The 26,330-nt window shown below is 72.4% G+C and carries 20 protein-coding genes; 11 read left to right on the top strand and 9 right to left on the bottom strand.

Going from position 1 to position 26,330, the window contains the following annotated elements; genetic code table 11:
• Nucleotides 1–265: 265 nt before the first annotated feature.
• Together QIS96_RS14995 and QIS96_RS15000 are read right to left on the bottom strand one after the other, a co-directional pair.
• On the bottom strand, nt 266–1,327 hold the full coding sequence (locus QIS96_RS14995; RefSeq protein ID WP_282543066.1) for a 2,3-butanediol dehydrogenase: 1,062 nt from the start codon (nt 1,325–1,327) through the stop codon (nt 266–268).
• 109 nt (nt 1,328–1,436) lie between these two features.
• Nucleotides 1,437–1,982, bottom strand: coding sequence for a VOC family protein (locus QIS96_RS15000; RefSeq protein WP_282543067.1), 546 nt, complete (start codon nt 1,980–1,982; stop codon nt 1,437–1,439).
• 170 nt (nt 1,983–2,152) lie between these two features.
• On the opposite strand from QIS96_RS15000, the gene QIS96_RS15005 reads away from it, so the two are divergent.
• The 3 genes from QIS96_RS15005 (at nt 2,153) to QIS96_RS15015 (ending at nt 5,752) form a co-directional block, all read left to right on the top strand.
• Nucleotides 2,153–2,767 (top strand): PadR family transcriptional regulator, encoded by a 615-nt coding sequence (locus QIS96_RS15005; protein WP_282543068.1) that lies wholly within the window; start codon nt 2,153–2,155, stop codon nt 2,765–2,767.
• Between the two features lie 193 nt (nt 2,768–2,960).
• Nucleotides 2,961–4,610, top strand: coding sequence for an FAD-dependent oxidoreductase (locus QIS96_RS15010; protein ID WP_282543069.1), 1,650 nt, complete (start codon nt 2,961–2,963; stop codon nt 4,608–4,610).
• Nucleotides 4,607–5,752 carry a Rieske 2Fe-2S domain-containing protein gene (locus QIS96_RS15015; RefSeq protein ID WP_282543070.1) on the top strand — a complete coding sequence of 382 codons (1,146 nt, stop codon included), beginning with the start codon at nt 4,607–4,609 and terminating at the stop codon, nt 5,750–5,752. Before QIS96_RS15010 ends, QIS96_RS15015 begins: the two co-directional genes overlap by 4 nt.
• A gap of 105 nt (nt 5,753–5,857) precedes the next feature.
• Here the strand turns inward: QIS96_RS15015 and QIS96_RS15020 are convergent, their stop codons facing one another.
• The gene (locus tag QIS96_RS15020; protein ID WP_282543071.1) at nt 5,858–7,282 is read right to left on the bottom strand and encodes an aminopeptidase P family protein; all 1,425 of its coding nucleotides are present in this window, start codon (nt 7,280–7,282) and stop codon (nt 5,858–5,860) included.
• A 154-nt stretch (nt 7,283–7,436) separates the two neighbouring features.
• Between QIS96_RS15020 and QIS96_RS15025 the strand changes: the two genes are divergently transcribed.
• Nucleotides 7,437–8,420 carry a helix-turn-helix domain-containing protein gene (locus QIS96_RS15025; RefSeq protein ID WP_282543072.1) on the top strand — a complete coding sequence of 328 codons (984 nt, stop codon included), beginning with the start codon at nt 7,437–7,439 and terminating at the stop codon, nt 8,418–8,420.
• A 123-nt stretch (nt 8,421–8,543) separates the two neighbouring features.
• Here the strand turns inward: QIS96_RS15025 and QIS96_RS15030 are convergent, their stop codons facing one another.
• Complete coding sequence (locus QIS96_RS15030) at nt 8,544–9,032, bottom strand: GNAT family N-acetyltransferase (RefSeq protein ID WP_282543073.1); 489 nt, start codon at nt 9,030–9,032, stop codon at nt 8,544–8,546.
• Nucleotides 9,033–9,083: 51 nt separating this feature from the next.
• Nucleotides 9,084–13,058: an amino acid adenylation domain-containing protein gene (locus tag QIS96_RS15035; RefSeq protein WP_282543074.1), complete on the bottom strand. Its 3,975-nt coding sequence runs from the start codon at nt 13,056–13,058 to the stop codon at nt 9,084–9,086.
• 577 nt (nt 13,059–13,635) lie between these two features.
• Between QIS96_RS15035 and QIS96_RS15040 the strand changes: the two genes are divergently transcribed.
• Genes QIS96_RS15040 through QIS96_RS15050 form a run of 3 tightly spaced genes read left to right on the top strand, consistent with a single transcriptional unit; the run spans nt 13,636 to nt 18,274 of the window.
• Nucleotides 13,636–15,105 carry an aldehyde dehydrogenase family protein gene (locus QIS96_RS15040; RefSeq protein ID WP_282543075.1) on the top strand — a complete coding sequence of 490 codons (1,470 nt, stop codon included), beginning with the start codon at nt 13,636–13,638 and terminating at the stop codon, nt 15,103–15,105.
• Complete coding sequence (locus QIS96_RS15045) at nt 15,102–16,655, top strand: APC family permease (protein ID WP_282543076.1); 1,554 nt, start codon at nt 15,102–15,104, stop codon at nt 16,653–16,655. Before QIS96_RS15040 ends, QIS96_RS15045 begins: the two co-directional genes overlap by 4 nt.
• 44 nt (nt 16,656–16,699) lie before the next feature.
• A complete protein-coding gene (locus QIS96_RS15050; protein WP_282543077.1) occupies nt 16,700–18,274 on the top strand; it encodes a GMC family oxidoreductase in 1,575 nt (524 codons plus the stop codon).
• Between the two features lie 146 nt (nt 18,275–18,420).
• On the opposite strand, the gene QIS96_RS15055 is transcribed toward QIS96_RS15050, so the two are convergent.
• Nucleotides 18,421–19,521 carry an NAD(P)/FAD-dependent oxidoreductase gene (locus QIS96_RS15055; protein WP_282543078.1) on the bottom strand — a complete coding sequence of 367 codons (1,101 nt, stop codon included), beginning with the start codon at nt 19,519–19,521 and terminating at the stop codon, nt 18,421–18,423.
• A 178-nt stretch (nt 19,522–19,699) separates the two neighbouring features.
• The gene (locus QIS96_RS15060) at nt 19,700–20,389 is read right to left on the bottom strand and encodes a helix-turn-helix transcriptional regulator (RefSeq protein WP_282543079.1); all 690 of its coding nucleotides are present in this window, start codon (nt 20,387–20,389) and stop codon (nt 19,700–19,702) included.
• Nucleotides 20,390–20,477: 88 nt separating this feature from the next.
• Here QIS96_RS15060 and QIS96_RS15065 point away from each other — a divergent pair, with 88 nt between their 5' ends.
• The 3 genes from QIS96_RS15065 to QIS96_RS15075 all read left to right on the top strand — a co-directional run bounded on the left by QIS96_RS15065 (nt 20,478) and on the right by QIS96_RS15075 (nt 23,728).
• Nucleotides 20,478–20,906, top strand: coding sequence for a hypothetical protein (locus QIS96_RS15065; RefSeq protein WP_282543080.1), 429 nt, complete (start codon nt 20,478–20,480; stop codon nt 20,904–20,906).
• 211 nt (nt 20,907–21,117) lie between these two features.
• Nucleotides 21,118–22,182: an alkene reductase gene (locus tag QIS96_RS15070; RefSeq protein WP_282543081.1), complete on the top strand. Its 1,065-nt coding sequence runs from the start codon at nt 21,118–21,120 to the stop codon at nt 22,180–22,182.
• A gap of 118 nt (nt 22,183–22,300) precedes the next feature.
• Nucleotides 22,301–23,728 carry an IclR family transcriptional regulator domain-containing protein gene (locus tag QIS96_RS15075; protein WP_282543082.1) on the top strand — a complete coding sequence of 476 codons (1,428 nt, stop codon included), beginning with the start codon at nt 22,301–22,303 and terminating at the stop codon, nt 23,726–23,728.
• On the opposite strand, the gene QIS96_RS15080 is transcribed toward QIS96_RS15075, so the two are convergent.
• The gene (locus tag QIS96_RS15080) at nt 23,662–24,777 is read right to left on the bottom strand and encodes an alkene reductase (protein WP_282543083.1); all 1,116 of its coding nucleotides are present in this window, start codon (nt 24,775–24,777) and stop codon (nt 23,662–23,664) included. The genes QIS96_RS15075 and QIS96_RS15080 overlap by 67 nt on opposite strands.
• 214 nt (nt 24,778–24,991) lie before the next feature.
• Between QIS96_RS15080 and QIS96_RS15085 the strand changes: the two genes are divergently transcribed.
• Nucleotides 24,992–25,342: a DoxX family protein gene (locus QIS96_RS15085; RefSeq protein WP_282543084.1), complete on the top strand. Its 351-nt coding sequence runs from the start codon at nt 24,992–24,994 to the stop codon at nt 25,340–25,342.
• A gap of 92 nt (nt 25,343–25,434) precedes the next feature.
• On the opposite strand, the gene gnd is transcribed toward QIS96_RS15085, so the two are convergent.
• Nucleotides 25,435–26,310 carry a phosphogluconate dehydrogenase (NAD(+)-dependent, decarboxylating) gene (gene gnd / locus QIS96_RS15090; protein ID WP_282543085.1) on the bottom strand — a complete coding sequence of 292 codons (876 nt, stop codon included), beginning with the start codon at nt 26,308–26,310 and terminating at the stop codon, nt 25,435–25,437.
• Between the last annotated feature and the right edge of the window lie 20 nt (nt 26,311–26,330).

Below are 26,330 nucleotides of genomic sequence, written 5' to 3' on the forward strand. Positions count from 1 at the left end.
ACCGCGGCGTCCAGTCGATTATTGGACGACCGTCACCAAGTTGCAAGACCCTGTTTCCCCTCGGCGGGAGGCGGGGGCCCAGGAGGCCTGGGGCCTGGGGCCCAGGAGGCCTGGGGCCCAGGAGGCCTGGGGCCCAGGAGGCCTGGGGCCCAGGAGGCCTGGGGCCCAGGAGGCCTGGGGCCTGGGGGCGTGGGGCCTGGGGGCGTGGGGGCCTGGGGCCTGTGGACGACAGGCCCCCGGGGCCGTGACCGCACCCGGGCCGGCCTCAGGGGTGGACCAGCACCTTCACCTGTTCCTCGCGTCCCGCGCCGAGCAGCGCCTCGTAACCGTCCTGGATCGCCCGTTCCAGCGGGATGCGGGTGGTGATGAAAGGCGCGGCGTCGAGGACGCCGCGGCGGAGGGCGGCGATCACGGCGGGGAAGTCCGCGCCGGAGTAGCCGATGGTGGAGGTGAGGGAGGTCTCGGTGAGCATCAGCTGGGTGGGCGCGATCTGCGCGGGCTGCTCCCACACCGCGAGGTTGACCGCGGTGCCGCGTTTACGGAGCGAGCCGAGCGCGGTGTCCAGGGTGACCTGAAGGCCGGACGCGTCGAAGGCGACGTCCGCGCCCAGGCCGTCCATGAGGTCCCGTACCCGCGCGGGCACGTCGTCCCGCGTCGGGTCGAGCACCGTGTCGGCGCCGAGGCGGGCGGCCAGCTCCCGGCGGGCGGTGCTGGGTTCGCTGACGGCGACCAGTCGCGCACCGGTCGCGCCGAGGGCGGACAGCACGCCGAGGCCGATCGGCCCGGCGCCGACGACCAGGGCGGTGGCCCCGGGCGGAAGCTCCGCCCGGCGCACGGCGTGCCAGGCCACGGCGAGGGGTTCGACGAGGGCGCCGACGTCGGTGCCGATGCCGTCCGGCAGCCGGTGCACCATCCGCCGCGGCAGCACCGCGTACTCAGAGAGGCCGCCGCCCCAGCCGTTGATGCCGACGAAGCCCGACTGCAGGCACAGGTTGTAGTCGCCCCGGCGGCAGTACGCGCAGGTGTCGTCGTAGAGCTCGGGCTCGACGCAGACAGCGTCGCCGACGGCGAGCCCGGTGACGCCCGCGCCGACCTCGGTGATCCGGCCGGCGAACTCGTGGCCCATGATCACCGGCGCGCCCTCGCCGGTGATCGGGTGCGGGGCGTCGAGGCCGAAGGCGGCCGGGCCCGCCTGGTAGAGGTGCAGGTCGGAGCCGCAGATCCCGCACCACTCGACCTTGATCTTGACGGTGCCGGGCCGCAGTTCGGGCTCCGGCACGTCGTCCAGGCGCAGGTCCTCGGGTCCGTGCAGGCGCAGTGCGCGCATGGTCGGTCGGTCCTCTCCGGTCGGAGGGTCTCGTACGTCAAAGGTCTCGTACGGGCAAGGAGCTCGCACGGGCAGCGGAATCGGGGGCGGTCAGGGGGATCGGGGACGGTCAGGGGACGGTGATCTCGCGTACGGGGTCGCTGCCGTCCCAGCCGCGGGCCGCCTCCCGGATCGTGTCGAAGAAGCCGCCCCACTGCGCGGTCTCGATGACCTCGACGACGGTGCCGCCGTGCTCCTCGGTGGGCAGATAGGCGAAGCGGCTGCCGGGCCCGGAGTCGCCGTGGTGGTAGGGCTCGACGTCGGCCTCGGCAAAGCGGGCGAGGAACGCGTCGTAGGTGTCGTCGCCCTGGCCGGTGGCGAAGTGCCCCACGTGGTGCAGGCCTTCGCCGCGCTCCTTGAGGAAGTCGCGGTAGGCGCTGGGCGCTTCGGGGTTGAGCTGCTGGATGAGTTCGATCTGTACGTCGCCCGCCTGGGCGATACCGACGGCGATCCGGGCATCGGTGGGTTCGCCCAGGTAGAAGGTGCGGGCGATGGCGGCCTGCGGGAAGTGGAAGAACGGGCCGACGCCGAGGTTCGCCGTCCAGTGCCGCATCGCGGCGTCGATGTCCCGTACCACATAGCCGAGTTGGTCTATCGATCCGATCCAGGGTGCCATCTGTCCTCCAGGGACATGGGTTCGCGAGGGGGTACGAGGCTTCGCGAGGCGGAGGGGGAATGCGCCGGACCGGGCGCTCCCCGAGGAAGGGGCCGCTGCCGGTACTTCGACGACCGGCAGCCGGATAGGTTGCCCATATATATGGAAGATAGATGGAGGTGGCAAGCCCCTTGAAGCAGATCGATCCGCCGGACGACGCCGAGCCGGACAACGTCCAGCCGGAGCAGGCCGAGCCGGAACAGGTCCAGCCGGAGCAGGTCGAGTTGACGGCGACCGCGTGGACCGCGCTCGGGTTCATCGCGGTGCGGCCGCGGTCCGGGTACGAGATCAAGCAGGCCTGCGCGGAGACCGTGGACGCCTTCTGGGGTGTCAGCTACGCCCAGCTCTATCCGCAGCTCAAGCGGCTGCGCGAGGCCTGGTTCATCACGGGTGAGGAGAGCGGGGGCGGGCGCCGCCAGGTGGTGTGGCACGTGACCGAACGGGGTCGGCGGGCCCTGGACGCGTGGCTCGTCAGACCGCCCGCGCCGCCGCAGCTGCGCGACGAGGCCCTGCTGAAGCTGCAGTTCGTGCAGTCGCTCAGCCCGGCCCAGGCGCTGCCGCTGATCCGCGCCAAGCGCCGGGAGTTCGAGGAGTGGATCGCCCGGTTCACACCCGAGGGGCCGCCGTCCTCCCCTGACGAACCCGCCGATCTCCTCCACTCGTACGCCCTGACCATGGCTCGGGCGGGCCTGACCTGGTGCGATGCCGTCGAAAAGGCACTGGACGGCGCGGCCGGGAGCCGGTGATCCGAGGGTCGTGCTCCCACTGAGTGGGAAGCGCGGCTTGTCCGCCGGGGCGGCCAGGTTGGAGCGTGCAGTCACTCCCGAGGGGCCCGGGAGAGAGGGCGCACGACCGGCTGTGCCGGTACGGATCGGACCGGGTCCACGCCCAGCTTCGGCTTCGGCTATCGCTCTGGCTTCGGCGAAGGGAACAGTCACAGTGGACTGGGATCACGAGTACGACGTGGTGGTGGTCGGCTCCGGTGGGGGCGGCCTGACCGCCGCGATCACCGCGCAGCTGCACGGCATGTCCGCCCTGGTGGTGGAGAAGACCGACCGGTACGGCGGCTCCACCGCGCTGTCCGGGGGCGGGCTGTGGATACCGGACAACCTCTACCTCCAACAGGCCGGGCAGCGCGACTCGTTCGACAACGCCATGGACTACCTGGACGCCACCGTCGGCGACCAGGTCAGCGAGGAGCGCAAGGCGGCCTACCTGAAGCGGGGCCCGCAGATGCTGCGCTTTCTGCACGAGCGCACGGACTGGGTGCGGTTCAAGTACGTGCCGGGGTACGCGGACTACTATCCCGAGCGCAAGGGCGGCAAGCCGGCGGGCCGGACCATCGAGCCGGACCCCCTCGACCTGCGCAAGCTCGGCCCGGAGCAGGCGAATCTGCGGACCAACGAGCTGCCCACGTACGGATTGACGATCACGCAGTACGACTTCCGCTTCCTCAACATGGCGGCCCGTACGTGGAAGGGCCGCAGGACTGCGGCGAAGATGGCGGCGGCGGCCGCCAAGAATCTGCTCACCGGCAAGAAGATGGCGGCGCTCGGCACCGCCCTGGTCGGTCGTCTGCGGCTCGCCCTTGCCGCGTCCGGCGGCGGCCTGTGGCTCAACTCCCCTTTCCGTGAGCTGGTGTTGGAGGACGGCAAGGCCGTCGGGTTGCGCGTCGAGAGGGACGGGCGCGAGGTGACCGTACGGGCGAGGCGGGGTGTGGTGTTCGCCGCGGGCGGCTTCTCGCACAGCCAGGAGTTGCGGGAGAAGTACCTGCCGCGGCCCACGTCCGCGTCCTGGACGCACTCCTCGCCGGGACAGATCGGGGACGTGCTCACGGCCGGGGTCGACGCGGGCGCCGCGCTCGCCCTGATGGACAAGGTGTGGGGCGCGCCCTCCACGCCGGTTCCCGGCGGCGGGCTGTTCTTCCTGGTCGCGGACCGCGCCGTGCCCGGCATGGTGATCGTGAACGGCGAGGGGAAGCGCTTCGTCAACGAGGCCGCCCCGTACCACGAGTTCGTGGACGCGATGTACGCGAGCCCGAGCGCGCCCGAGAACTCCTGGATCATCATCGACTCGGTCACGCGCAAGCGTTACCCGTTCGTCGGCCTGGTGCCGGGCCAGAAGTTCCCGAAGGCGTTCGAGGACGAGGGCATCCTCAAGACCGCCGACTCGGTGCGGGAACTCGCCGCGCAGATCGACGTCCCCGCGGAAGCGCTTGAGCAGACAATCGAGCGCTTCAACTCCCTTGCCGAGCAGGGCAGGGACGCCGACTTCGGGCGCGGCGACAGCACGTACGACCGCTACTACGGCGACCCCACGCTGCCCAACCCCAACCTTCATCCGCTGACCCGGGGCCCGTACTACGCGCTGCCGGTGAAACCCGGCGACCTGGGCACCAAGGGCGGGCTGCTCACCGACGAGCACGCGCGCGTGCTGCGTGAGGACGGCACGCCGATCGGCGGCCTGTACGCCACCGGCAACTGCTCGGCGGCCGTGATGGGCGACACCTATCCCGGCCCCGGCTCGACCATCGGGCCCTCCATGACCTTCGGCTATGTCGCCGCCACCCACATGAAGGACGCGTCATGAGCTTCCACGCGATCAAGACCGGCGCGATGCCGGACCGTTTCGCCCGCGGCTGGCACTGCCTGGGCCTGGCCGAGTCGTTCAAGGACGGCAAGCCGCACCAGATCGAGGCGTTCGGCACCAAGCTCGTGGTGTTCCAGGGCGAGAGCGGCGAGCTGCACGTCCTCAACGCCTACTGCCCGCACATGGGCGGCGACCTGAGCCAGGGCACCGTCAAGGGCGACGCGGTGGCCTGCCCGTTCCACGACTGGCGCTGGTCGGGCGACGGGCGCTGCGCCGGCATCCCGTACGCCCGGCGGGTGCCGCGGGCCGCGAAGACCCGGAGCTGGACCACGCTGGAGGAGAACCGGCAGCTGTTCGTCTGGCACGACCCGCAGGGCAACCCGCCGATCCCGGAGCAGGCGATCCCGCGGATCGAGGGCGCGTTCAGCGACGAATGGAGCCAGTGGACCTGGAACCAGATCCTGATCGAGGGCTCGCACCCGCGCGAGATCATCGACAACAACTCCGACATGGCGCACTTCTTCTACGTGCACTACTCGTTCCCCACGTACTTCCAGAACGTCCTCGAAGGCCACACCGCGGCCCAGCGGATGAACTTCGAGTACCGCCAGGACTACGACCTCGGCATGGTCCCGCCCGGCACCGAACCCGCGGTCAACCGCTCCGAGGCCGCGTACTACGGGCCCTCCTACATGATCGACTACCTGTGGAGCCCGGTCGGCGGCGGCCAGGAGCTGGAGGCTGTGCTGATCAACAGCCACTATCCGGTGCGGCAGGACGCGTTCATGCTGCAGTTCGGCGTGATCGTGAAGAAGCTGCCCGGCATGGACAACGAGGCGGCGAACGCGGCGGCCCAGCAGTTCGGCGCGGGCGTGGAGATCGGCTTCCGGCAGGACGCGGAGATCTGGCAGAACAAGGCCCGCGTCGACAACCCGCTGCTCACCGAGGAGGACGGGCCGATCTACCAACTCCGGCGCTGGTACCAGCAGTTCTACGTCGATGTGGAGGACATCACCCCGGAGATGACCAACCGTTTCGAGTTCGAGCTGGACACCAGCCGGGCCGACAAGGTGTGGCGCGAGGAGGTCGCCGAGAACCTGGCGGCGGGCCGCGTGGTGTCCCACACCTCGACGATCTCCTGAGCTCCTCCTGAGCTCCTCCTGAGGCCGAAGGCCCGGCCCCGGTCTCCCGGCACCGGCCCCCTCGGGCGCTGAGGGGGCCGGTGCCGGGTCGACGACGCGGGTCGATCAGCCCGCGAACCGCGCCATCCACGCCTCGACCTCGTCCGCCGAGCGGGGCAGGCCCGCGGACAGGTTCTCGTGGCCGTCCTCGGTGACGACCAGGTCGTCCTCGATGCGGACGCCGATGCCGCGCCACTCCTCGGGCACCGTCAGGTCGTCCGCCTGGAAGTACAGGCCCGGCTCGACGGTCAGGCACATGCCCGGCATCAGCACCCCGTCGACGTACTCCTCCGTGCGGGCCTGGGCGCAGTCGTGGACGTCGAGGCCGAGCATGTGGCCGGTGCCGGCCATGGTGAAGCGGCGCTGCAGACCGAGTTCGTACGCGCGCTCGGCGGGGCCCTCGATGAAGCCCCAGTCGACGAGCCGGGCCGCGAGGTACCGCTGGGCCGCCTCGTGGAAGTCGCGGTACGCGGCGCCCGGCTTGACGGCCGCGATGCCCGCCTCCTGGGCCGCGTACACGGCGTCGTAGACCTCGCGCTGCAGCGGCGTGAACGTGCCGCTGATCGGGAGGGTGCGGGTGACGTCGGCGGTGTAGAGGGTGTGGGTCTCCACCCCGGCGTCGAGCAGGAGCAGGTCCCCCGGGCGTACCGGGCCGTCGTTGTCCTGCCAGTGCATGATCGTGGCGTGCTCGCCGGCCGCGCAGATCGTGCCGTAGCCGACGGCGTTGCCCTCCAGGCGGGCCCGGCGGAAGAACGAGCCCTCGATCCAGCGCTCGGACGAGGCGATCGCGCGGGACAACTCCCCCACGACGTCGGTGAATCCGCGGACCGTGGAGTCCACGGCCTTGCGGAGTTCGGCCAGCTCCCAGCTGTCCTTGACGGTGCGGAGGTCGCTGAGCGCGGCCTCCAGCTCGGCGTCGCGCTCCTCGTCGGTGGCGACGGCGGCTTCGAGGGCCGGGTCGACGCCCCGGACGATGCGGGTCGCCGCGCCCGGGTTCTTCGTACGGGCCGCGGCCAGGTCGGCGGCGGCCGTGCGGACGTCACGACAGGGCAGGCCGAGGACGCGCTCCGACTCGGCGAGGGAGCGGCGCCGGCCGGTCCACAGCTCCGCGTGCGAGCCGGTCCAGAACTCGTCGTCGTCCCTGCTGTCGCGCGGCAGCTGGAAGCAGTAGGCGTCGTGGCCGCCGTCCGCGCGGGGTTCGAGGACGAGCGCGCCGTCCCTGGCCTGGTCGCCGGTCATGTGGACGTAGCCGGAGTACGGGCGGAAGGGGTAAGTGTCGTCGTTGGAGCGGACCTTGAGGTTGCCGGAGGGGACCACGAGGCGTTCGCCGGGGAAGCGCGCGGAGAGCGCGGCGCGGCGGACGGCCGCGTACGGGGCCTGCTCGGCGAGTTCGAGGTCGTGCTGTTCGGTGTCCGCCCAGCCGGTCCGCATCAGGGCGGACAGTTCCTCGGAGATCCCCGAGTAGAGGCCGTTCTTGCGACGCTTTGCCACGTCGTGCACCTTCTTCCGCTGAGAGGGCTGGGGGACCAGGTCTGGTCGTCGAGTTCGCTGGGACCGTACTCCGTGCGTGGCGGGGTTCGGGGCCGCAGAGTGCCAGTGGCACTAATCGGCCACCGTCCGGCGAGGACGCTCGATAATGCGGGGTATGGCGAACGAGAAGATCGGTGAGGCGCTCCGGCTCCTGGGCATCGGGCCGGCGGCGGGCCGGGCCTATCTGGCCCTCCTCGAACGGGCCCCCGCCCCGCTGGCCGCGGTCGGCGCGGCAGCGGACCTGAGCGGTGCCCAACTCACGGCGGCCTACGGCGAGTTGGTGGACGCGGGTCTTGCCGGCGCCGTCGGCCGGGACGGGGATCTGGCGGTCCCTGTGCCGCCCGCCGCGGGCCTGGAGATCCTCGCCCGGCACCGGGCGGCGGAGCTCGCCGAGTCGCGCATCGCCGTCGGCGGCGCGTTCGACTCGTTCCGCCGGCTGCGGCTCGCCGCGCACACCGACGACCTGGTCGAGGTGGTCACGGGCGAGGCGATCGGCCCCCGGATCCGGCAGGCGTGGGCCAGTGCGCGCGAGCAGATCCGGCAGCTGGAGTCGCCCCCGTACTTCCCCATCCCCGGGGCCATCGACGACGCTCTGGCCACGATCGCCCGCGGGGTGACGCAGCGTGTCGTCTACTCGCGGGAGTCGCTCGAACATCCGGGCCAGCTGGCCACGGTCGTCGAGCCGTGCGTCGAGGCCGGCGAGCAGGCCAGGGTCCTCGACTCGGTGCCGGTCAAGCTCGTGATCATCGACGAGGCGTACGCGCTGGTGTCGTCGTCGATCCGGGAGTCCGACGTGCACGACTCGATGCTGGTCGTGCAGCCGTGCGGGCTGCTCTCCGCGCTCGTGGCCCTGTTCGAGCAGTGCTGGCGCGGCGCCCTCCCCTTCCACGGCCGCACCGCCCGCCCGGCCGGGCTCGCACCCGCCGACCGGCGCCTGCTTCGGCTCCTCGCCGGGGGCGTGGCCGACGACGTGATCGCCCGCGAACTGGGCGTCAGCCGCCGTACGTTGTTCCGCCGCCTGCAGATCCTGATGGCCCGCCTCGGCGCCGCGAACCGCTTCCAACTGGCCCTGCAGGCGCAGCGGGCGGGGTGGTTGTGAGGGGCCGTCCGGCCGACTGCTTCGGGCTTCGGGCTCCGGTTCTGGGCCTGTGGTGGAGCTGAGAGCCGGGGGACGGTGCGTCGGCGCGCGGCCGAATCCCCCTCGCGCTGGGCGGACTTGGCCCTACAGGCCGAGCTTGAAGCCGTCGTGGCTGCGGGTGAAGCCGAGCCGCGCGTAGAAGCGGTGGGCGTCCTGCCGCTGCTTGTTGCTCGTCAGCTGGACGAGGCGGCAGCCACGCGCGCGGGCCCGCTCGATCGCGCGCTCCATGAGCGTGCGGCCCAGGCCGCCGCCCCGCCGGTCGGCGCGGACGCGTACCGCTTCGAGCAGGGCCCGCTCGGCGCTGCCCTTGCCGAGGCCGGGGATGTAGGTCGCCTGCAGGCAGCCCACCACCGTCCCACCCTCGGCTTCGCCGGCCGTGTCCTCGACGAGGACCAGCATCTCGTTGCGGGAGTCCGCTTCGATCGCCGCGAAGGCCCGCTCGTACGCCTCCGTCACCGCGACCGTGCCCGGGTCCACGACCCGCTCCTCGTCGGCGAGCAGGGCGAGCACGCACGGCAGGTCGCCGCGGGTGGCGGGGCGCAGGGTGAGGACGGGGGCGGGTTCGGCGGTCATGACGCAGACCCTAAGGGGCGTCCCGCCTGGGCGAGTCGGCCGGGCCCGGCCTCACTCCGCGCTGATGCGGGCGGCGATGACCTTGCCGATGGGGGCGATGTGGTCGGGCTGCATCATCGTGTGGTGCGTGCAGTCGTTGTCGTACGACGTGATGCTGCCGGTGATCCAGGGGCGCCAGGCCTGGCCTGCGGGGGCGCCCGAGGGCTTGCCGCGGCTCGCGTGGAAGTAGACCAGGTCGCCGTCGAAGACCTCCGGGTGGTAGGTCGGGGCGAGGGAGGCCTGGTGGGCGAGGACGTCGAGGGCGGCGACGAGGTGTTCGTCGGCCAACTCGGCCTGCAGTTCGGCGAGCAGGCGGGTGCCGTCGGGTGCGTGGGCGGGGCCGGTCGCCTGGGCGGGGATGGGGATGCGGCCCGCGGCTTCGAGGACGAGGGTGCGGGTCAGTTCGGGGTCGGCCTCGATCCGCCGTGCCTCGTCCGGGTCGATGGGCTGGGCGTCGAGCATGGCGAGGAGCTCCACCCGCTCGCCCTCGGCCTGCAGGCGGACGGCGGCGGCGTGGGCGAGGGAGCCGCCGAGGGACCAGCCGAGCAGCCGGTACGGGCCGGTCGTCTGGACGGAGCGGATCTGCCGGACGTAGTCGTCGATCATCTCGGGGAAACTGCCGGGCACCTGCTCGGCGCCGCGCAGTCCGCGGGCCTGCAGGACGTACACGGGCACGTCGGCGGGAAGGTGCCGGGGCAGCGTGGCGTAGCACCAGCCGAGGCCGCCGGAGGGGTGCAGGCAGAACACCGGCGGGCCGCCGTCGCCGGGGCGCAGCGTCAGCAGCGGGCCGAAGGCGTCCGGGAGTCGGCCGCCCTCGCGGGTCTGCTCGGCCAGTTCGGTGAGGGCGGCGACGGTCGGGGCGCGGTAGAGCGCGGCGGGCGGGACCTCGACGCCGAGGCGGGCGCTGATGCGGGCGGCGAGCTGTGCGGCCTTGAGGGAGTGGCCGCCGAGGGCGAAGAAGTCGTCGTCGATGCCGACGCCGTCCGCGGGCAGGTCCAGGACTTCGGCGAAGAGGGCGCAGAGGTCCTGCTCGCGGGCGTCGCGGGGTGAGCGTCGCGTCGAGGACGCCCGGGGTGTGGCGGCGTGGGCGGCGGCGAGGGCCGCGCGGTCCAGTTTGCCGTGGGCGGTGAGGGGCAGCGCGGTGTGGCACAGCACCGCGGCCGGGACCATCGCGGCGGGCAGCCGCTCGGCCGCCCAGGCCCGCAGGGACGCGGCGTCCGCCGCTCTCTCGCTGCCGGTGACGACGTGCGCGGTCAGGGTGTGCTCCCCGCGCTCGGCCGTGTGCACCGTGACCGCGGCCTGGGCGAGGTGCGGATGGCCGGCGAGGACCGCCTCGATCTCGCCGGGCTCGATGCGCACGCCGTGCACCTTGACCTGCTCGTCGGTGCGGCCGAGGTATTCGAGTACGCCGTCCTCGGTCCAGCGTGCGGCGTCCCCGGTGCGGTACATGCGGGCGCCGGGCGGGCCGTACGGGTCGGGCAGGAAGCGCTGCCGGGTGAGCTCGGGCCGGTTCAGGTAGCCGCGGGCGACCTGCGCGCCGCCCAGGTGCAGTTCGCCGGGGACGCCGGGCGGGGTGGGCTGTCCGGCGCGGTCGAGGACGTAGGCCTGGGTGTTGTGGCCGGGGCGGCCGATGACGGGGCGGTCGCCCTGCTCGTCCAGGCGGCAGTAGACGGCGTCCACGGTGCATTCGGTGGGGCCGTAGTAGTTGTACGCGGCGGTGCCGGGGCTCTCGCGGAGCCGCTGCCAGAGGTCGGCATCGAGGGCCTCGCCGCCGACCATCAGCGGTCCTGGCCGGTGCGCGCCGTCGGCGAGGAGTCCGGCGGTGAGGAGTTGCCGCAGGTAGGAGGGGGTGATGTCGAGGAAGTCGAGCTGCTGTTCCCGTACGTGGGCGACGAGGGCGGCCGGGTCTCGCCGAACCGATTCTTCGATGAGGTGCAGTTCCTGGCCCGCCGCGAGGAACAGCAAGCCCTCCCAGGAGGTGTCGAACGTGAAGGAGGCGGTGAGCGCGGCACGCAGCGGACGGCCCGCGGCGGTGGCGGCCGGGCGGATCAACTCGGCCTCGTGGTCGGCGAAGAGCTGGGCGAGCTGCCGGTGTTCGACGACCACGCCGTTGGGGCGTCCCGAGGTGCCGGAGGTGAAGTTGACGTACGCCGGGTGGTGCGGGGCGAGCGGGTGCGCCCGGTCCTGGTCGGTGGGGTCGGTCTCGGGCTGCAGGGCGAGGGCCCGCTCGGTCTCGGGGTCGTCGAGGCAGAGCACGGCCGGCCCTTCGGCCGCGGTCGTGGGCTCGGCGGTGGTGAGGACGCAGAGGGGCCGGGTGTCATCGAGCATCAACTCGGTGCGGGCGTCCGGGTGTTCCGGGTCGAGCGCCACACAGCCGGCCCCGGTCTTGAGTACGGCCAGGAGTCCGACGATGTAGTCCTCGGTGCGGGGCAGGGCCACCGCGACGTACGTCTCGGGGGCGGCGCCGCGGGCGAGCAGCAGGTGGGCGAGGCGGTTGGCGCGGCCGTTCAGCTCGGCGGCGGTCAGCTCCTTCGCGCCGCACACCAGGGCCCTGGCCCGGGGCGCGCGCCGTGCCTGCTCCTGGAACAGCTCGGGGAGCGTCGCCGTGGGTGCAGGCCGGTCCGGTCCGCGGCCGGCGGCGAGGACGTGGGTCCGCTCGGCGGCGGTGAGCAGGTCGAGGTCCCCGACGGGCAGTGCGGGGTCGGCGGTGGCCAGGGTGCGCAGCAGGTGCAGGAACCGGCGGTGGTGGGCGGCGACCTCCGCGGCCGAGCAGTGGTCGGGGTCGGCCTGCAGGTCGATGCGGAGCGAGCCGTCGGACGGCCGGTCGTAGACGTTCACGGCCCAGCCCGCGACGGGCCCGTTGGACAGGTTGTGGATCACGGCCGGGATCTCGCCGAAGCACACGTCGCCGTCGTACGTCATCACGTTGACGCCCCAACTGCCCAGCGGGCCCGGCCTGTTGTGGCGTACGTGCAGCTCGCGCTCCAGGTGCAGATACGGGTACCGCTGGTGCCGGAGGAGTCCCTTGGCCTGGTCCGCGGTGTGCCGGAGCAGGTCGGCGACGGTGGTCTCGGGGGTGGTGCGCAGCCGGAGCGGGAGCACGTTGGCGAGGACGGCGGGGACGGTGCGGGAGGCGGGGCTGCGGCCGCTGACGGTGAGCTGCAGGCCGAGGTCGTCGCTGCCGCCGAGGCGGTGGACGTACAGGCCGAGCGCCGCGATCGCGGCCGTCGCCAGGCCGGTGCGCGCGGTGCGGGCCAGGGCGCGCAGTCCGGCGGCGGCCTCCGGGTCGAGGTGGCCGGTCTCGCGGACGAAGGTGTACGAGACCTCGTCGGGGCGGTGCGCGGGCCCTGACTCGTCGATCCAGTCGGCGAGTTGGCCGCGCCAGTACTCCCGGTCGCGGGCCATCAGGTCGGACGTGCGGTACGCGAGGTCGTCGGCGACGGCGTCCTCCAGGGTGCCGAACGGGCACGGCGGTACGTCCTGGCCCGCGGAGAGGGCGGTGTAGACGGCGGCGGTCCGGTGGAGGAAGAGGGAGAAGCCGTAGCCGTCGAGCAGGATGTGGTGCATCACCAGGTGGAACAGGAACCGCTCGTCCCCGGTGCGCAGCACGGTGAAGGCGAAGGCGTGGTCGTGCTCCAGGTCGAACGAGGGGTGCCCGTGGGCCGCCATCCAGTCGTCCGCGGCCCGTTCGGGCTCGGCCTCGGCCCGCAGGTCGTGCACCGGCAGCGTCCAGCCGTCCAGGGCCTGTACGACCTGCCGTACGTCGCCGTCGGCGGTGGTGCGGAACCGTACCCGGGTGGCCTCGGCCTCGGCGAGCGTCCGGCGCAGCGCCTGTTCCAGGAGGCCGACGTCGACGGGGCCGAGCAGTTCGACGTACTCGGCGCAGAGGAACGCCGGACTGCGCGGGTCGCGCTCCTGCGCCAGCCAGAAGAGCATCTGGGCGCTCGTCAGCGGCAGACCTCGAGCGCCGTCGTGCTTGCTCTCCATGGCCGTCAACTCCCGTATTCGCTCCGGCGCTTGACCGCGCCGTGTGGTGCGGGCCCCGCGGCTGGCGAGGCCTTGCGTGGGTCAACGAGCGGGTGGGGTTCCGGTGACGATCACGGAGGTGGGGTGCGGCCGGTGCGGGCGGGGGCGCCGGCGGGTTCTGCGGTGAAGTGGCGTGCGGCGGTGGGGAGTTGGTTCGCGGTCCGCTCGTCCCGTGCGCGGGGTCGGTCCGGTGTCGCCTCGAACGGCCGGTCGACTCGGACGTGGACGTTTCGACGGGCGTGCGGCTGGTCGGAGGCGACGGGCACGAGCCGTTGATCACCGGGTGATCACCGAGCGGCGCGCACGCACCGCGCACCCTCGGTCCGCACACCCTCGTTCCCGGCACCCCGGCTCGCGCACCCTGAGCCCCCGCACGCGCGCCCGCTTACCGTGGGTCGCCCGGCGGCTCCCGCAGTGCGAGGGCGCCCAGGGCTCCTTATCGTCTGCGATGAAGCGCGTTCCGCCGAACGGCGAGGTCGAGACGGAACCGGCCGTCCCGGTCGGACCGCCTCCGCGCATCCGACCCGGAGGAGCCGTCATGCCGGAGCTGTTCATCGGCGGGAAGTGGACCACCGCTGTCGACGGGGAGGTGCGGGAGATCCGCTGCCCGGCCGACGGCACCCTCGTCGCGACCGTCGACGAGGCCGGGCCGAAGGACGCCGCCGCGGCCGTCGCCGCCGCGCGCGAGGCGTTCGACACCGGCCCGTGGCCCCGCACCCCCGCGGCGGAACGCGGCCGGCTGCTGCTGCGCGTCGCCGACCTCCTCGAACGCGACAAGGACGCGCTGGCCCGCGCCGAATCCCTGGACACCGGGAAGCGGCTCGTGGAGAGCGAGTACGACATGGACGACATCGCGAACTGCTTCCGCTACTTCGGCCATCTGACGGCGGCGGGCGGCACGGACCGGATCGTCGACGCGGGCAGCGCGGACGTGGACAGCCGGGTGGTGCACGAGCCGGTCGGGGTGTGCGCGCTGATCACCCCGTGGAACTATCCGCTCCTGCAGACCGCCTGGAAGGTCGCTCCCGCGCTCGGCGCGGGCAACACGTTCGTCCTGAAGCCCAGCGAGCTGACCCCGCACACGGCGATCATCCTGATGCGGCTGCTCACCGAGGCCGGGCTGCCGGACGGGGCCGCCAACCTGGTCCTCGGCGCGGGCCCGACCGCGGGCGCGCCGCTCAGCGAGGATCCGCGGGTCGACCTGGTGTCGTTCACCGGCGGCCTGGTCACCGGGCGCCGCATCATGGCCGCCGCCGCCCCCACCGTGAAGAAGGTCGCCCTGGAGCTGGGCGGCAAGAACCCCAACATCGTCTTCGCCGACGCCGACTTCGAGGCGGCCGTCGACTACGCCCTGATGGCGGTCTTCCTGCACTCCGGGCAGGTCTGCTCGGCCGGGGCGCGGCTCCTGGTCCAGGACGAGCTGCACGACCCGTTCGTCGACGAGGTGGTCGCGCGCGCCCGGCGGATCCCGCTCGGCGGCCCGTTCGACGACCACGCCCGCACCGGCCCGCTGATCTCGGCCGCGCACCGCGCCAAGGTCGAGGCGTACGTGGCGGCCGGTCTCGCCGAGGGTGCGATGCTGCGCTGCGGCGGCGCGCGGCCCGACGACCCGGCGCTGCGGAACGGCTACTACTACCTGCCGACGGTCCTCGACGAGTGCGCGCCCGGCATGTCTGTGGTGACGGACGAGTCGTTCGGTCCGGTGCTCACCGTGGAGCGGTTCCGGGACGAGGACGAGGCGGTCGCCCTGGCCAACGACACCGTGTACGGGCTCGCGGGCGCCGTCTGGTCACAGGACACCGGCAAGGCACACCGGGTGGCGTCCCGGTTGCGCGCCGGGACGGTGTGGATCAACGACTTCCATCCGTACGTGCCGCAGGCGGAGTGGGGCGGCTTCAAGCAGTCCGGCTTCGGCCGTGAGCTGGGCCCGGCGGGGCTCGCCGAGTACCAGGAGGCCAAGCACGTCTGGCGCAATCTCTCGCCGGTGCCGCAACGGTGGTTCGAGTGAGCACGGAGACCGGTCCCGAGCGGGACGCGGCCCAGCTGCAGGACGACGACGATGCGGCGCTCGGCGCGCTCGGCTACCGGCCCGAACTCAAGCGCACCCTCGGCAACTTCCACACGTTCGCCGCCGGGATCAGCTACATCTCGATCCTGACGGGCACGTTCCAGCTGTTCTACTTCGGCGTCACGTTCGGCGGGCCCGCCTACTGGTGGTCGTGGCCGATGGTGTTCGTCGGACAGTTGATGGTGGCGCTGTGCTTCTGCGAGCTGGCGGCCCGCTATCCGGTCGCCGGTTCCGTCTACAACTGGGCCAAGCAGCTCGGCGGCAAGCACGTCGGCTGGCTCGGCGGCTGGATGATGCTGACGGCCACCATGGTGTCCCTGGCGGCGGTCGCCCTCGCGTACCAGATCACGCTGCCGCAGATCTCCGACGGCTTCCAGTTCATCGGGGACGGCAGCGGGACGACGGACGCGGCGAAGAACGCCGTGCTGCTCGGCACCGTGCTGATCCTGTTCACCACCCTGGTCAACGCGTACGGGGTGAAGCTGATGGCCCGGATCAACTCGGCGGGCGTCATGATCGAGCTGATCGCGGCCGTCGTCCTGATCGTGCTGCTCGCCGCGAACATCACGCGCGGGCCCAGCGCCGTCACGGAGACCGGGGGCCTCGGCGCGGGCCAGAACCTCGGCTACTTCGGCGCGTTCCTGACCGCGTCGCTCGCGTCGGCGTATGTGATGTACGGCTTCGACACCGCTTCGTCGCTCGGTGAGGAGTCCCTCGACCCGAGCCGGAACGCGCCCCGGGCGATCCTGCGGGCGCTGTTCTTCTCCTTCCTCCTCGGCGGCCTCATCCTGCTCTTCGCGCTGCTCGCGGTACCGGACCTGCACGCGAAGGAACTGTCGGTGGACGGGCTGCAGTACGTGGTCCTGAGCACGCTCGGCGACACGATGGGCGAGATCGTGCTGTGGTGTGTGGTCGTCGCCATCACCGTGTGCGAACTGGCCGTGCACGCGGCGGGCATCCGGCTCGCGTTCGCCATGGCGCGGGACAACTGCCTGCCGGCGTCCTCGCTGCTCGCCCGGGTCAGCCCGCGCTTCCAGACCCCGGTGGTGCCGGCGATCGTCATCGGGCTCGTCGGCGTCGGCATCCTGGTCATCAACATCAACCAGCCGCAGATCTTCTCGGTCATCACCAGCATCGCGATCATCATGATCTACGTGGCGTATCTCCTGGTCACCGTGCCCATGCTGATCAAGCGGCTGCGCGGCCAATGGGTGCCCGTCCGGGGCAAGTTCTCGCTCGGCAGGTTCGGCCTGCCCGTCAACATCCTGGCCGTGCTGTGGGGCGCGGCCATGTCCCTGAACCTGGCCTGGCCGCGTGCCGAGGTCTACAACGCGACCGGCCCGCAGCACTGGTATCTGCGCTGGGGCGCGTTCCTGTTCGTCGGCGTCGTCGCGCTCGGCGGCTTCACCTACTACTGGTTCGTGCAACGGCACAAGACCGGCGTACTGGAGGAGCACCGCGCCGCGGTGGCCGCCCCTGAATCCGCCTGAATCCGCTCCTCCCGCTCCCTGAAATCCGTCGCCCTGGAGACGTCATGCCTGAAGAGAGCCCCCTGTCCGACCCGGCCGAGTTCGACTACGTGGTCGTCGGCGGCGGCACGGCAGGCGCCGTCGTCGCCGCGCGCCTCACCGAGGACCCGGACGTCAGCGTGTGCGTGCTGGAAGCCGGGCCGAGCGACGTGGGCGACGACAACATCCTCCAACTCACGCGCTGGATGGCCCTGTTGGAGTCCGGGTACGACTGGGACTACCCGGTGGAGCCGCAGGAGAACGGCAACAGCTTCATGCGGCACGCCCGCGCCAAGGTCCTGGGCGGCTGCTCCTCGCACAACTCGTGCATCGCGTTCTGGGCACCCGCGGAGGACCTCGACGAGTGGTCGGGCAAGCTGGGCTGCACCGGCTGGAGCGCCGCCGACTGCTTCCCGCTCTACCGGCTCCTGGAGACCAACGACGCGCCCGGCGACCACCACGGTCGCTCCGGCCCGGTGAACATCATGACCGTCCCGCCCGAAGACCCCTGCGGCGCGGCCCTGTTGGAGGCGTGCGCGGCCTCCGGCATCCCCACGACACCGTTCAACACGGGCAAGACGGTGGTGCGCGGGGCGCACTGGTTCCAGATCAACTCCCGTACGGACGGCACCCGTTCGTCCGCGTCGGTGTCGTACCTGCACCCGGTGCTCGGCAAGCGGCCCAACCTCGAAGTGCGTACGGGCCTGCAGGCCAAGCGGCTGCTCCTCGACGACAACCGGCACTGCACGGGCGTCGAGTACCTGCTTCCCGACACGGTGCACAGCGGTACGGTCCGGGCGCGCCGGGAGGTGATCGTCTCGTGCGGGGCGATCGACTCGCCGAAGCTCCTGATGCTGTCGGGGATCGGCCCGGCGGGGCATCTGCGGGAGTGCGGCGTGGAGGTGCGGGTGGACTCCCCCGGGGTCGGCTCGCATCTGCAGGACCACCCCGAGGGCGTGATCATGTGGGCGGCGAAGCAGCCCATGGTCACCAAGTCCACGCAGTGGTGGGAGATCGGCATCTTCGCGGACACCGAGCCGGGCCTCGACCGGCCCGACCTGATGTTCCACTACGGCTCGGTGCCGTTCGACCTGAACACGTACCGGCGCGGCTATCCGACCACCGACAACGCCTTCTGCCTCACCCCGAACGTCACGCGAGCCCGCTCGATGGGCACGGTCCGGCTGCGCTCCCGCGACTTCCGGGACAAGCCGAAGGTCGACCCGCGCTACTTCACGCACGAGCACGACATCCGCGTGATGACGTACGGGCTGCGGCTCGCCCGGGAGATCGCCGCGCAGGCCCCGATGGCGGACTGGGCGGGGGCCGAGCTCGCCCCCGGTCCGGACGCCACGACCGACGACGAGCTCTTCTCGTACATCCGCCAGACCCACAACACCGTCTACCACCCGGCGGGCACGGTCCGCATGGGCGACCCGGGCGACCTGGACTCGCCGCTCGACCCGGAGCTGCGGGTCAAGGGCGTCTCGGGGCTGCGGGTGGCGGACGCGTCGATCATGCCGTTCCTTCCTGCGGTCAACCCGTGCATCACGACGATGATGATCGGCGAGAAGTGCTCGGACATGATCAAGCGTTCTTGAGCGTCTCTCTTACGGGGTCACTGCCGGCCGGCGCAGCGGGCGGGTTGCAGGGTCGGGAGCCGGGTGCGCCCGATGAGGCGGCTCGGGCGGAAGTCGGTCAGGATCAGCAGGGTTCGTCCGGGGCCCGTTTCGGGGGGCGTCGGAGCTCAGCGCAGTGGGTCGTACGGGCTCAGGTCGAGGCCGGGGGCGACCCCGCGGGCGAGGCGGGCCGCGACCGTGCCCACGTACGGGCCGGTCGTCAGGCCGTTCGGGCCGAGGCCGTTGGCGACGATCAGACCGGGGAGCCGCGGGACCGGGCCGAGCAGGGGGCGGCTGTCGGGTCCGGTGGGGCGGAAGCCGACGCGGGTCTCGATGTGGGTGGCGTCGGCGAGGCCGGGGGCCACCGCGAGGGCTTCGCCGAGGACTTCGGCCGTACCGGCGGCGGTCACCCGGTGGTCGAAACCGGCGTCGTCCTCGCGGGTGGCGCCGACGACGACGCGCGAGTCGTCGAAGGCGAGGAGGTAGTGGCGGGACTGCGGGAGGACGACGGGCCAGTCCGCGGTGGCCGTGCCGGGCAGGCGCAGATGGACGATCTGGCCGCGCTGCGGGGTGACGCGTACGTGCACGCCGAAGGGTTCGAGGAGGGTCGGCGACCAGGCGCCGGCCGCCGCGATCACGGCGTCCGCGCCGTGGAACCGGTCGCCGACGCGCACTCCGCGCACGGTGGTGTCCGCGACCAACTCGGCGGTTCCTTCGACGAGTTGGGCCCCGTGGCGGGCGGCGGCGCGGAGCATCGCGTCGCGGACGGCGCGGCCGTCGAGGCGGGCCGCGCCGGGGATGCGCATCGCGGGGCCTTCGTGACCCAGAGGCGGGAAGAGCTCGCGGGCGCGGCGGCCGTCGATCAGCTCCACCTCTCCCGCCGCCGGGGACTTCGCGGCGCGTTCGGCGACGGTGTGCAGCCGCTGCTCGGCGTCCGCCTCGGTGACCAGGCAGAGGGCGCCGACGCGGCGGTGGCCGAGCTCGGTCTCGCCGTCGGCCGCCAACTGCGCGAGGAGTTCCGGGTAGTGCTCGGCCCCGGCGACCGCGATCCGGTACCAGTCCGGGTCGTCGTCCGTCCGCGAGGACCACGGGCAGACGATGCCCGCACCGGCCGATGTCGCGCGGCCCGGGGCGCCGGAGTCGACGAGGACCACGTCCACTCCGGCGCGGGCCAGTGCGTATCCGGCTGCCGCCCCGACGATGCCGCTGCCGACGACCACGACTCGCATGCGTACCTCCCAGTTCGACGCTGGTGTCCTCCGGTCACTTCCCCGGCCGGCGGGCCGGGAGACCCATGGGGTTGGGGAAGGGCAGGACATGCCAGGCCGTACGGGCGAAGGCTGCTTCCAAGGTGTCAGCCTCACCGCCAACCACCTTGCGGACAAGGGCTGTTGAGGGTGTCCGACGTCACCCGGACGCCGGCTCCAGGCGGACGCAGCAGCGGCCTTCGCCCGGCGCCAGGCACGCCCGCAGGCCGCCCTCCGCCAGCCCTTCGAGTACACCCTCGACGAGGTGCAGGTTCATGCCGCACACCGTCTCGGTGTGTTCCCGGGCGAGGGCGTGGAACGGGCAGTTGCCGAGGACGAGGGCGTCGCCGTCCTCGCGGGGTTCGAAGCCGTTGCGTTCCAGTACGGCGAGCACCGCGCGCACGCCGTCGCCTGTCGCGCCCTGTGCGGCGAACTGCGCGCCCAGCTTGTGGGCGTTGCGGTGCAGGACCACCCGGACCGGTTCGCCGGAGGCCTCCGACTCCTCCATGGCGCGCGCGAGGAGGTGCCCGGCCAGTTCGTAGTGGCGCTCGGGGAGGTTGACGGTGACCTGAGCGGCGGCGCGCTTGTAGTGCTTGGCGGGGCGGCCGGCGCCCGGCCCCCTGCGGCCGGTGCGGCGTTCGTAGACGACGTCGAGCAGCGCCGCTTCGGCCAGGCGGTCCAGGTGGAAGGCGGCCGTCTGGCGGGTGAGGCCCAGTGCTTCGGCGGCCTCCTCGCGGCTGACGGGGGCGGCCATGCGCACGACGTACTCGTACAGGCGCCTGCGGTTCGGTTCGCCGAGTGCGGCGACGGCGGAGACGTCGGGGCGGGGTGGTTCGGGCGGGCGGTCCACGCCCTCATTGTAAAACCAATAAGCATTGACTAAAGAAAAATTCCGCGCTTCTATCGTTAGTAAGAGTTGTTGATAGAAGGAGGGCGTCATGTCGTCCCCGATCACCGCAACCACCCCGTCCGCCGGAACGCGGCGGGCCGCGCTCACCGATCCCGGCTATCAGGCCTTCGCGATCCTGCGCGTCGGATTCACCGTGGCGCCGATCCTGTTCGGCCTCGACAAGTTCTTCAACCTGCTCGTGGACTGGCCCGTCTACCTCGCTCCGTGGGTCGACGACCTCCTGCCGGGCACGGCTCAGCAGGTCATGTACGCGGTCGGAGTGGTCGAGATCATCGCCGGGCTCGTCGTCGCGTTCGCCCCTCGGTTCGGGGGCTGGCTGGTCGCCGCTTGGCTCGGCGGCATCATCGTCAACCTGCTGACCATCCCCGGGCACTACGACATCGCGCTGCGCGACTTCGGCCTGCTGCTCGGCGCGGTCGCCCTGGCCCGGCTCGCCCAGCGCTACCACCGCGCATGACGCGAGGGGCCACCGGAAGACTCCGCTCCCCCGCCCCGACCCCCGCCCGCACGGCATCGACCGACCTGCCGTGCGGGCGGGCCGCGTTCCGCCGCACCCGCACTGGCCGCGGTCCGTCGCACCCTCGCTGTAATTGGTCAGCCAAGTATTCAGTAAGGTGAGGCCCACAGGAGTTACTTGCCCCGCCCATCAAGCTGTTCTTGGAGACCTTGTGACCACCGCGTTCGACCCGATCGACCTGCCCGGAATCCGCCTCGCCAGCCGGATCGTCGTGGCCCCGATGACCCGCAGCCGCGCCACCGCGGAGGCGCTGCCCACCGCGCTCACGGCCGAGTACTACGCCCAGCGGGCCTCCGCCGGGCTGATCGTCACCGAGGGCGTCCAGCCCTCCGTCGTCGGCCAGGGCTACCCGAACACCCCCGGCCTGCACACGGCCGAGCAGATCGCCGCCTGGCGCACCGTCACCGACGCCGTGCACGCGGCCGGCGGCCGGATCTTCGCCCAGCTCATGCACACCGGCCGCATCGGCCACCCCGATCTGCTGCCCGAGGGAGTCGTCAACGTCGCGCCCTCCCCGGTGGCCGCCGACGGCCAGGTGTACACGCACGAGGGGCCCAAGGAGTTCGTCACCCCGCGCGAGCTGACCGACGCCGAGATCCGCGCCACCGTCGACGACTTCGCCGCGGCCGCCCGCAACGCCGTCGAGGCCGGGTTCGACGGGGTCGAACTGCACGGCGCCAACGGCTACTTGATCCATCAGTTCCTCTCCCCCGGCAGCAATCTGCGCGGCGACGACTGGGGCGGTTCGGTGGCCGGCCGCATCCGGTTCGCCGTGGAGACCGTCAAGGCCGTGGCCGAGGCGATCGGGCCCGGCCGTACGGCGATCCGGCTTTCGCCGGGCAACCCGTTCAACAGCATCGTGGAGCCGGAGCCCGAGCCCACGTACACCGCGCTCGTCGACGCCCTCGCGCCGCTGGGGCTCGCCTATCTGCACGTGGTCGAGGTCGAGCCGCAGGCCCGCAAGGTGACGGCCGTGCTGCGCGAGCGGTTCGGCGGCGTCTTCGTGCTCAGCCCGGCGACCGAGGGCCCCACCGGTCCCGAGTCCCTCGCCCTCGTCGAGGACGGCACCACCGATGTCGTCGCGTACGGCCAGCTCTTCCTCGCCAACCCCGACCTGCCGGCCCGTCTGCAGGCCGGCGGCCCCTTCAACTCGCCCGACCCGTCCACCTTCTACGGCGGCGGGGCCGCGGGGTACACCGACTACCCCGCGCTCTGACGCCTCGGGCCGGGGCCCGCTCGCGGCGGCTCCTCCGGCCACGGCCCCGGCCCGGTGCTCCGGTACTGTCGGCGTAGCCGTCCGTGCGCGGGCGGGACGCCGAAACAGGAGGTCAGCAGTGGTGAACGAGGAGGCCCCGCAGGGGCGGTCCCCGCTCCTCGTCCTGGGCAAGATCCGGTCCATCCTGGAGAGCTTCGCCCCCGAGACGCCGGAACTGACGCTGCCGCAGATCAGGCAGCGGACCGGGCTGCCCGCCAGCACCTGCCAGCGCCTGGTGCAGAACCTGCTGCACGAGGGCTTCCTCGACCGCTCCGGCGACGGCTACCGCATCGGGCTGTCCCTGGTGCGGATGGCCGCCGCCGGCGTGCACGGCTTCGACCCGCTGCGGCAGGTGCAGCCGTTCCTCGACGAGCTGCGCGACGGCACGGGCGAGACCGCCTGCCTGTACGTACGGGACGGGCTGCGGCAGAGCGTCGTGGAGCTCGCCGAGACCCGGCACGCGGTCAAGCGCACCGTCGCCCTGGGCATGACGGCGCCGCTGCACGCGGACTCGGCGGGCAAGGTGTTCCTCGCGTACGACGACACGGCCTGGCACGAGGCACGCGAGGCGGGGCTGCCGCCGGTCACCGGACAGACGGCCAAGGGGCAGACGGTCGCTGGACAGACGGGCACGAATGCGGCGGAGCTTGACCGGCAGCGGGAGGCCGTGCGGCGTCAGGGGTACGCCGAGTCGTTCGAGGAACTCGACCCCGGCTGCGGCTCGGTGAGCGCGCCGGTCTTCGGGGTGCACGGCGAACTCGTGGCCGTACTGGGCGTCGTGGCCCCCGTGCAGCGCCTCTCCCCCGCCGACGTACCGGAGTTGGCCGCCCGCGTAGTGGCCGCCGCGGCGGACGCCTCGCGCGCGATCGGCGGGAGCGCGGCGGCGCGGGAGGAGGCTGGAACGTCCGCCGAGGCGGCCGGTGTCGACGCGTGCCGCGTCGCGCAGCCCGCCGACGCCGAGGCGTGCGTCGCCCAACAGCCCGCCATCTCAGGGGAGTTGTGTGCGACGGGCACCGCTCCGTCCGGCGCGACCTGGGGCCCGGTCAGCCACGCCCTGTTCCGCGCCGGGCGACTGCACCGTGTCCTCGCGGGCAACCTGCTGCGCCGCGCGGGCCTCTACCCGGGCCAGGAGATCCTGCTCATGCTGCTGTGGGACGAGGACGACCGCCCGCAGGCCGACCTGATCCGCGCGCTCGCCCTGGACGCGTCCACGGTGACGAAGATGCTGCAGCGGCTCCAGCAGGCGGGGTTCGTCACCCGTACCCCGTCGCCGACCGACCGGCGGGCCTCGATCGTCTCGCTCACCGAGGCCGGACGGGCGCTGCAGGGCCAGGTCGCCGAGCTCTGGGGCGAGTTGGAGCAGGGCTCCGTCCGGCTGCTGACCGCCGAGGAGACGAGCACGGCCACCCGTCTCCTCGGCCGGATCGAGCAGGGCCTGAGTCAGGCCACCGGGTCGCCCGCGGGGCCGGCCGGCGGATCGAGCGGCGGGGCGGCGAGCGCCGGGTAGTCGGTGTAGCCCTCGTCCCCTCCCCCGTACAGGCCCTCGGGGTTGATCTCGTTGAGCGGCGCACCCGTGCGGAAGCGGGCGACCAGGTCCGGGTTGGCGAGGAAGCCGCGGCCGAACGCGATCAGGTCGGCGCCCCGCTCCAGCCAGCGCTCGGCGTTCTCCAGGCCGGCGTCGGCGGGCGGCTGCGGGAACGAGTTGAGCGGGTTGACGACGAGGGTGCCCGGCCAGTTGGCGCGGATCTTGTCGTTCAGCTCCTCGTCGTCCGATGCGGCCAGGTGCAGGTGGGCGAGGCCGAGCGGTGCGAGCGCGTCCAGGAGTGCCGTGTACAGGGCGATGCTGTCGCCCTCGGCGATGTCGTTCAGCTCCCTGCCGGGCGAGATCCGCAGGCCCACCCGGTCCGCGCCGATCGCGGCGGCCACGGCCTCGACCACCTCGACGGCGAAGCGGATCCGGTTCTCGACGGGGCCGCCGTACGCGTCGGTGCGCCGGTTGCTGTTGGCCGCGAGGAACTGGTGCAGCAGGAATCCCATCGCGCCGTGGAGCTCGACGCCGTCGAAGCCGGCCTCGATCCCCCGCTCGGCGGCGCGCACGAACTCCCTTACCACGTCCGGGACTTCGGCGGTGGTGAGCGCGCGCGGCTCGACCAGGTCCTTGGGGCCTTCGGGCGTGAAGATCTGCCCGTCGGCGCGGACCGCCGAGGGGGCGACCGGCGTGAGGCCGTGCACGCTCGGGTGGCCGACGCGGCCCGCATGCTGGATCTGCAGGAAGATCCGCCCGCCGGCGGCATGCACCGCGTCCGTGACCGCGCGCCAGCCCGCCACCTGCTCGTCGGTGTGGATGCCCGGCGTCATGGGGTGGCCCTGGCCCTGTGGTGACGGCTGGGTCCCCTCGGTGAGGATCAGCCCGGCCGAGGCGCGCTGGGCGTAGTACGTGGCCATGCTCGGCGTGGGCACGCCGTCGAGGCCGGCGCGGCTGCGCGTCATGGGGGCCATCACCAGGCGGTTGGGCAGGTCGAGGCGGCCGTGCCGGACGGGTTCGAACAGGGACATACGGCATCGCTCCTTCACAGGCCAACCCTTTGGCCGACCAAATATCACGACCAGGGAACATGCCACATCAGGCCTTCATTCCCGGAGCGAGGAATGAATCTGGCCCACGTTATAGTTGACTCCGCAAGTATTTGGGTCAGACATCATTGGCTGGCCACTAACCGCGTCGGCTCGTCCCCCACGGCACGGCGCCCCGTCCCACACCGGAGAACCCATGTCTGTCGCGTACATCGTCCTCGCCGTCCTGCTGTCCCTGATGCTCGTCGTCTCCGGGCGCGGGAAGCTCGTGCGGGACCCCAAGGTGATGCCCGCCCTGGAGACCGTCGGCGTCTCGGCCGGGATGCTGCCCGTACTGGCCGCGCTGGAGTTCGCGGGCGCCCTCGGCCTGCTCATCGGCATCGGCTTCCGGCCGCTCGGTGTCGCGGCGGCGGTGGGCGTGGTGCTGTACTTCTTCGGTGCCGTGGTCGCCCACCTGCGCGTGAAGGACGTCAAGGGGACGCCGGGCGCCGGTGTCCTGCTCGTGGTCTCGGCGGCCGCGCTGGCGCTCGCCGCCGCCACCGTGTGAGCAGTCCACCGTGTGAGCGGTACGGAGGAACGCGCGAAGGGGCCCGGCCAGTCGACGTACTGGCCGGGCCCCTTCGTGTCGCGTACGCGGAGTTACTTCTTCTCGACCGCGTGGCCGCCGAACTGGTTGCGCAGCGCGGCGATCATCTTCATCTGCGGCGAGTCCTCCTGGCGGGAGGCGAAGCGCGCGAACAGCGAGGCCGTGATGGCGGGCAGCGGTACGGCGTTGTCGATGGCCGCCTCGACGGTCCAGCGGCCCTCGCCGGAGTCGGCCGCGAAGCCGCGCAGCTGGTCCAGGTGCTCGTCGTCGTCCAGGGCGTTGACCGCGAGGTCGAGCAGCCAGGAGCGGATGACCGTGCCCTCCTGCCAGGAGCGGAAGACCTCGCGCACGTCGGTGACCGAGTCGGCGGCCTCCAGGAGCTCCCAGCCCTCGGCGTAGGCCTGCATCATGGCGTACTCGATGCCGTTGTGGACCATCTTGGAGAAGTGCCCGGCGCCGACCTTGCCGGCGTGGACGTAGCCGAAGTCGCCCTCGGGCTTGAGCGCGTCGAAGACCGGCTTGACCTTCGCCACGTGCTCGTCGGAGCCGCCGACCATCAGGGCGTAGCCGTTCTCCAGGCCCCAGACGCCGCCGGAGACGCCCGCGTCGACGAAGCCGATGCCGCGCTCGGCGAGCTCGGCGGCGTGCTTCTCGTCGTCCGTCCAGCGGGAGTTGCCGCCGTCGACGACGATGTCGCCCGCGGACAGGAGCTCCTTCAGTTCGTCGACGGTCGACTGGGTGGCTCCGCCGGCCGGGACCATGACCCAGACGACGCGGGGGCCTTCGAGCTTGTCGACGAGTTCGGCGAGGGACGCCACGTCGGAGACCTCGGGGTTGCGGTCGTAGCCGATGACGTCGTGGCCCGCGCGGCGGATGCGCTCGCGCATGTTGCCGCCCATCTTGCCGAGGCCGATCAGTCCGAGCTGCATGTCAGTTCACTTACCTTCGG

The organism is Streptomyces cavernicola, assembly GCF_029968035.1.
Taxonomy (GTDB): Bacteria; Actinomycetota; Actinomycetes; order Streptomycetales; family Streptomycetaceae; genus Streptomyces; species Streptomyces cavernicola.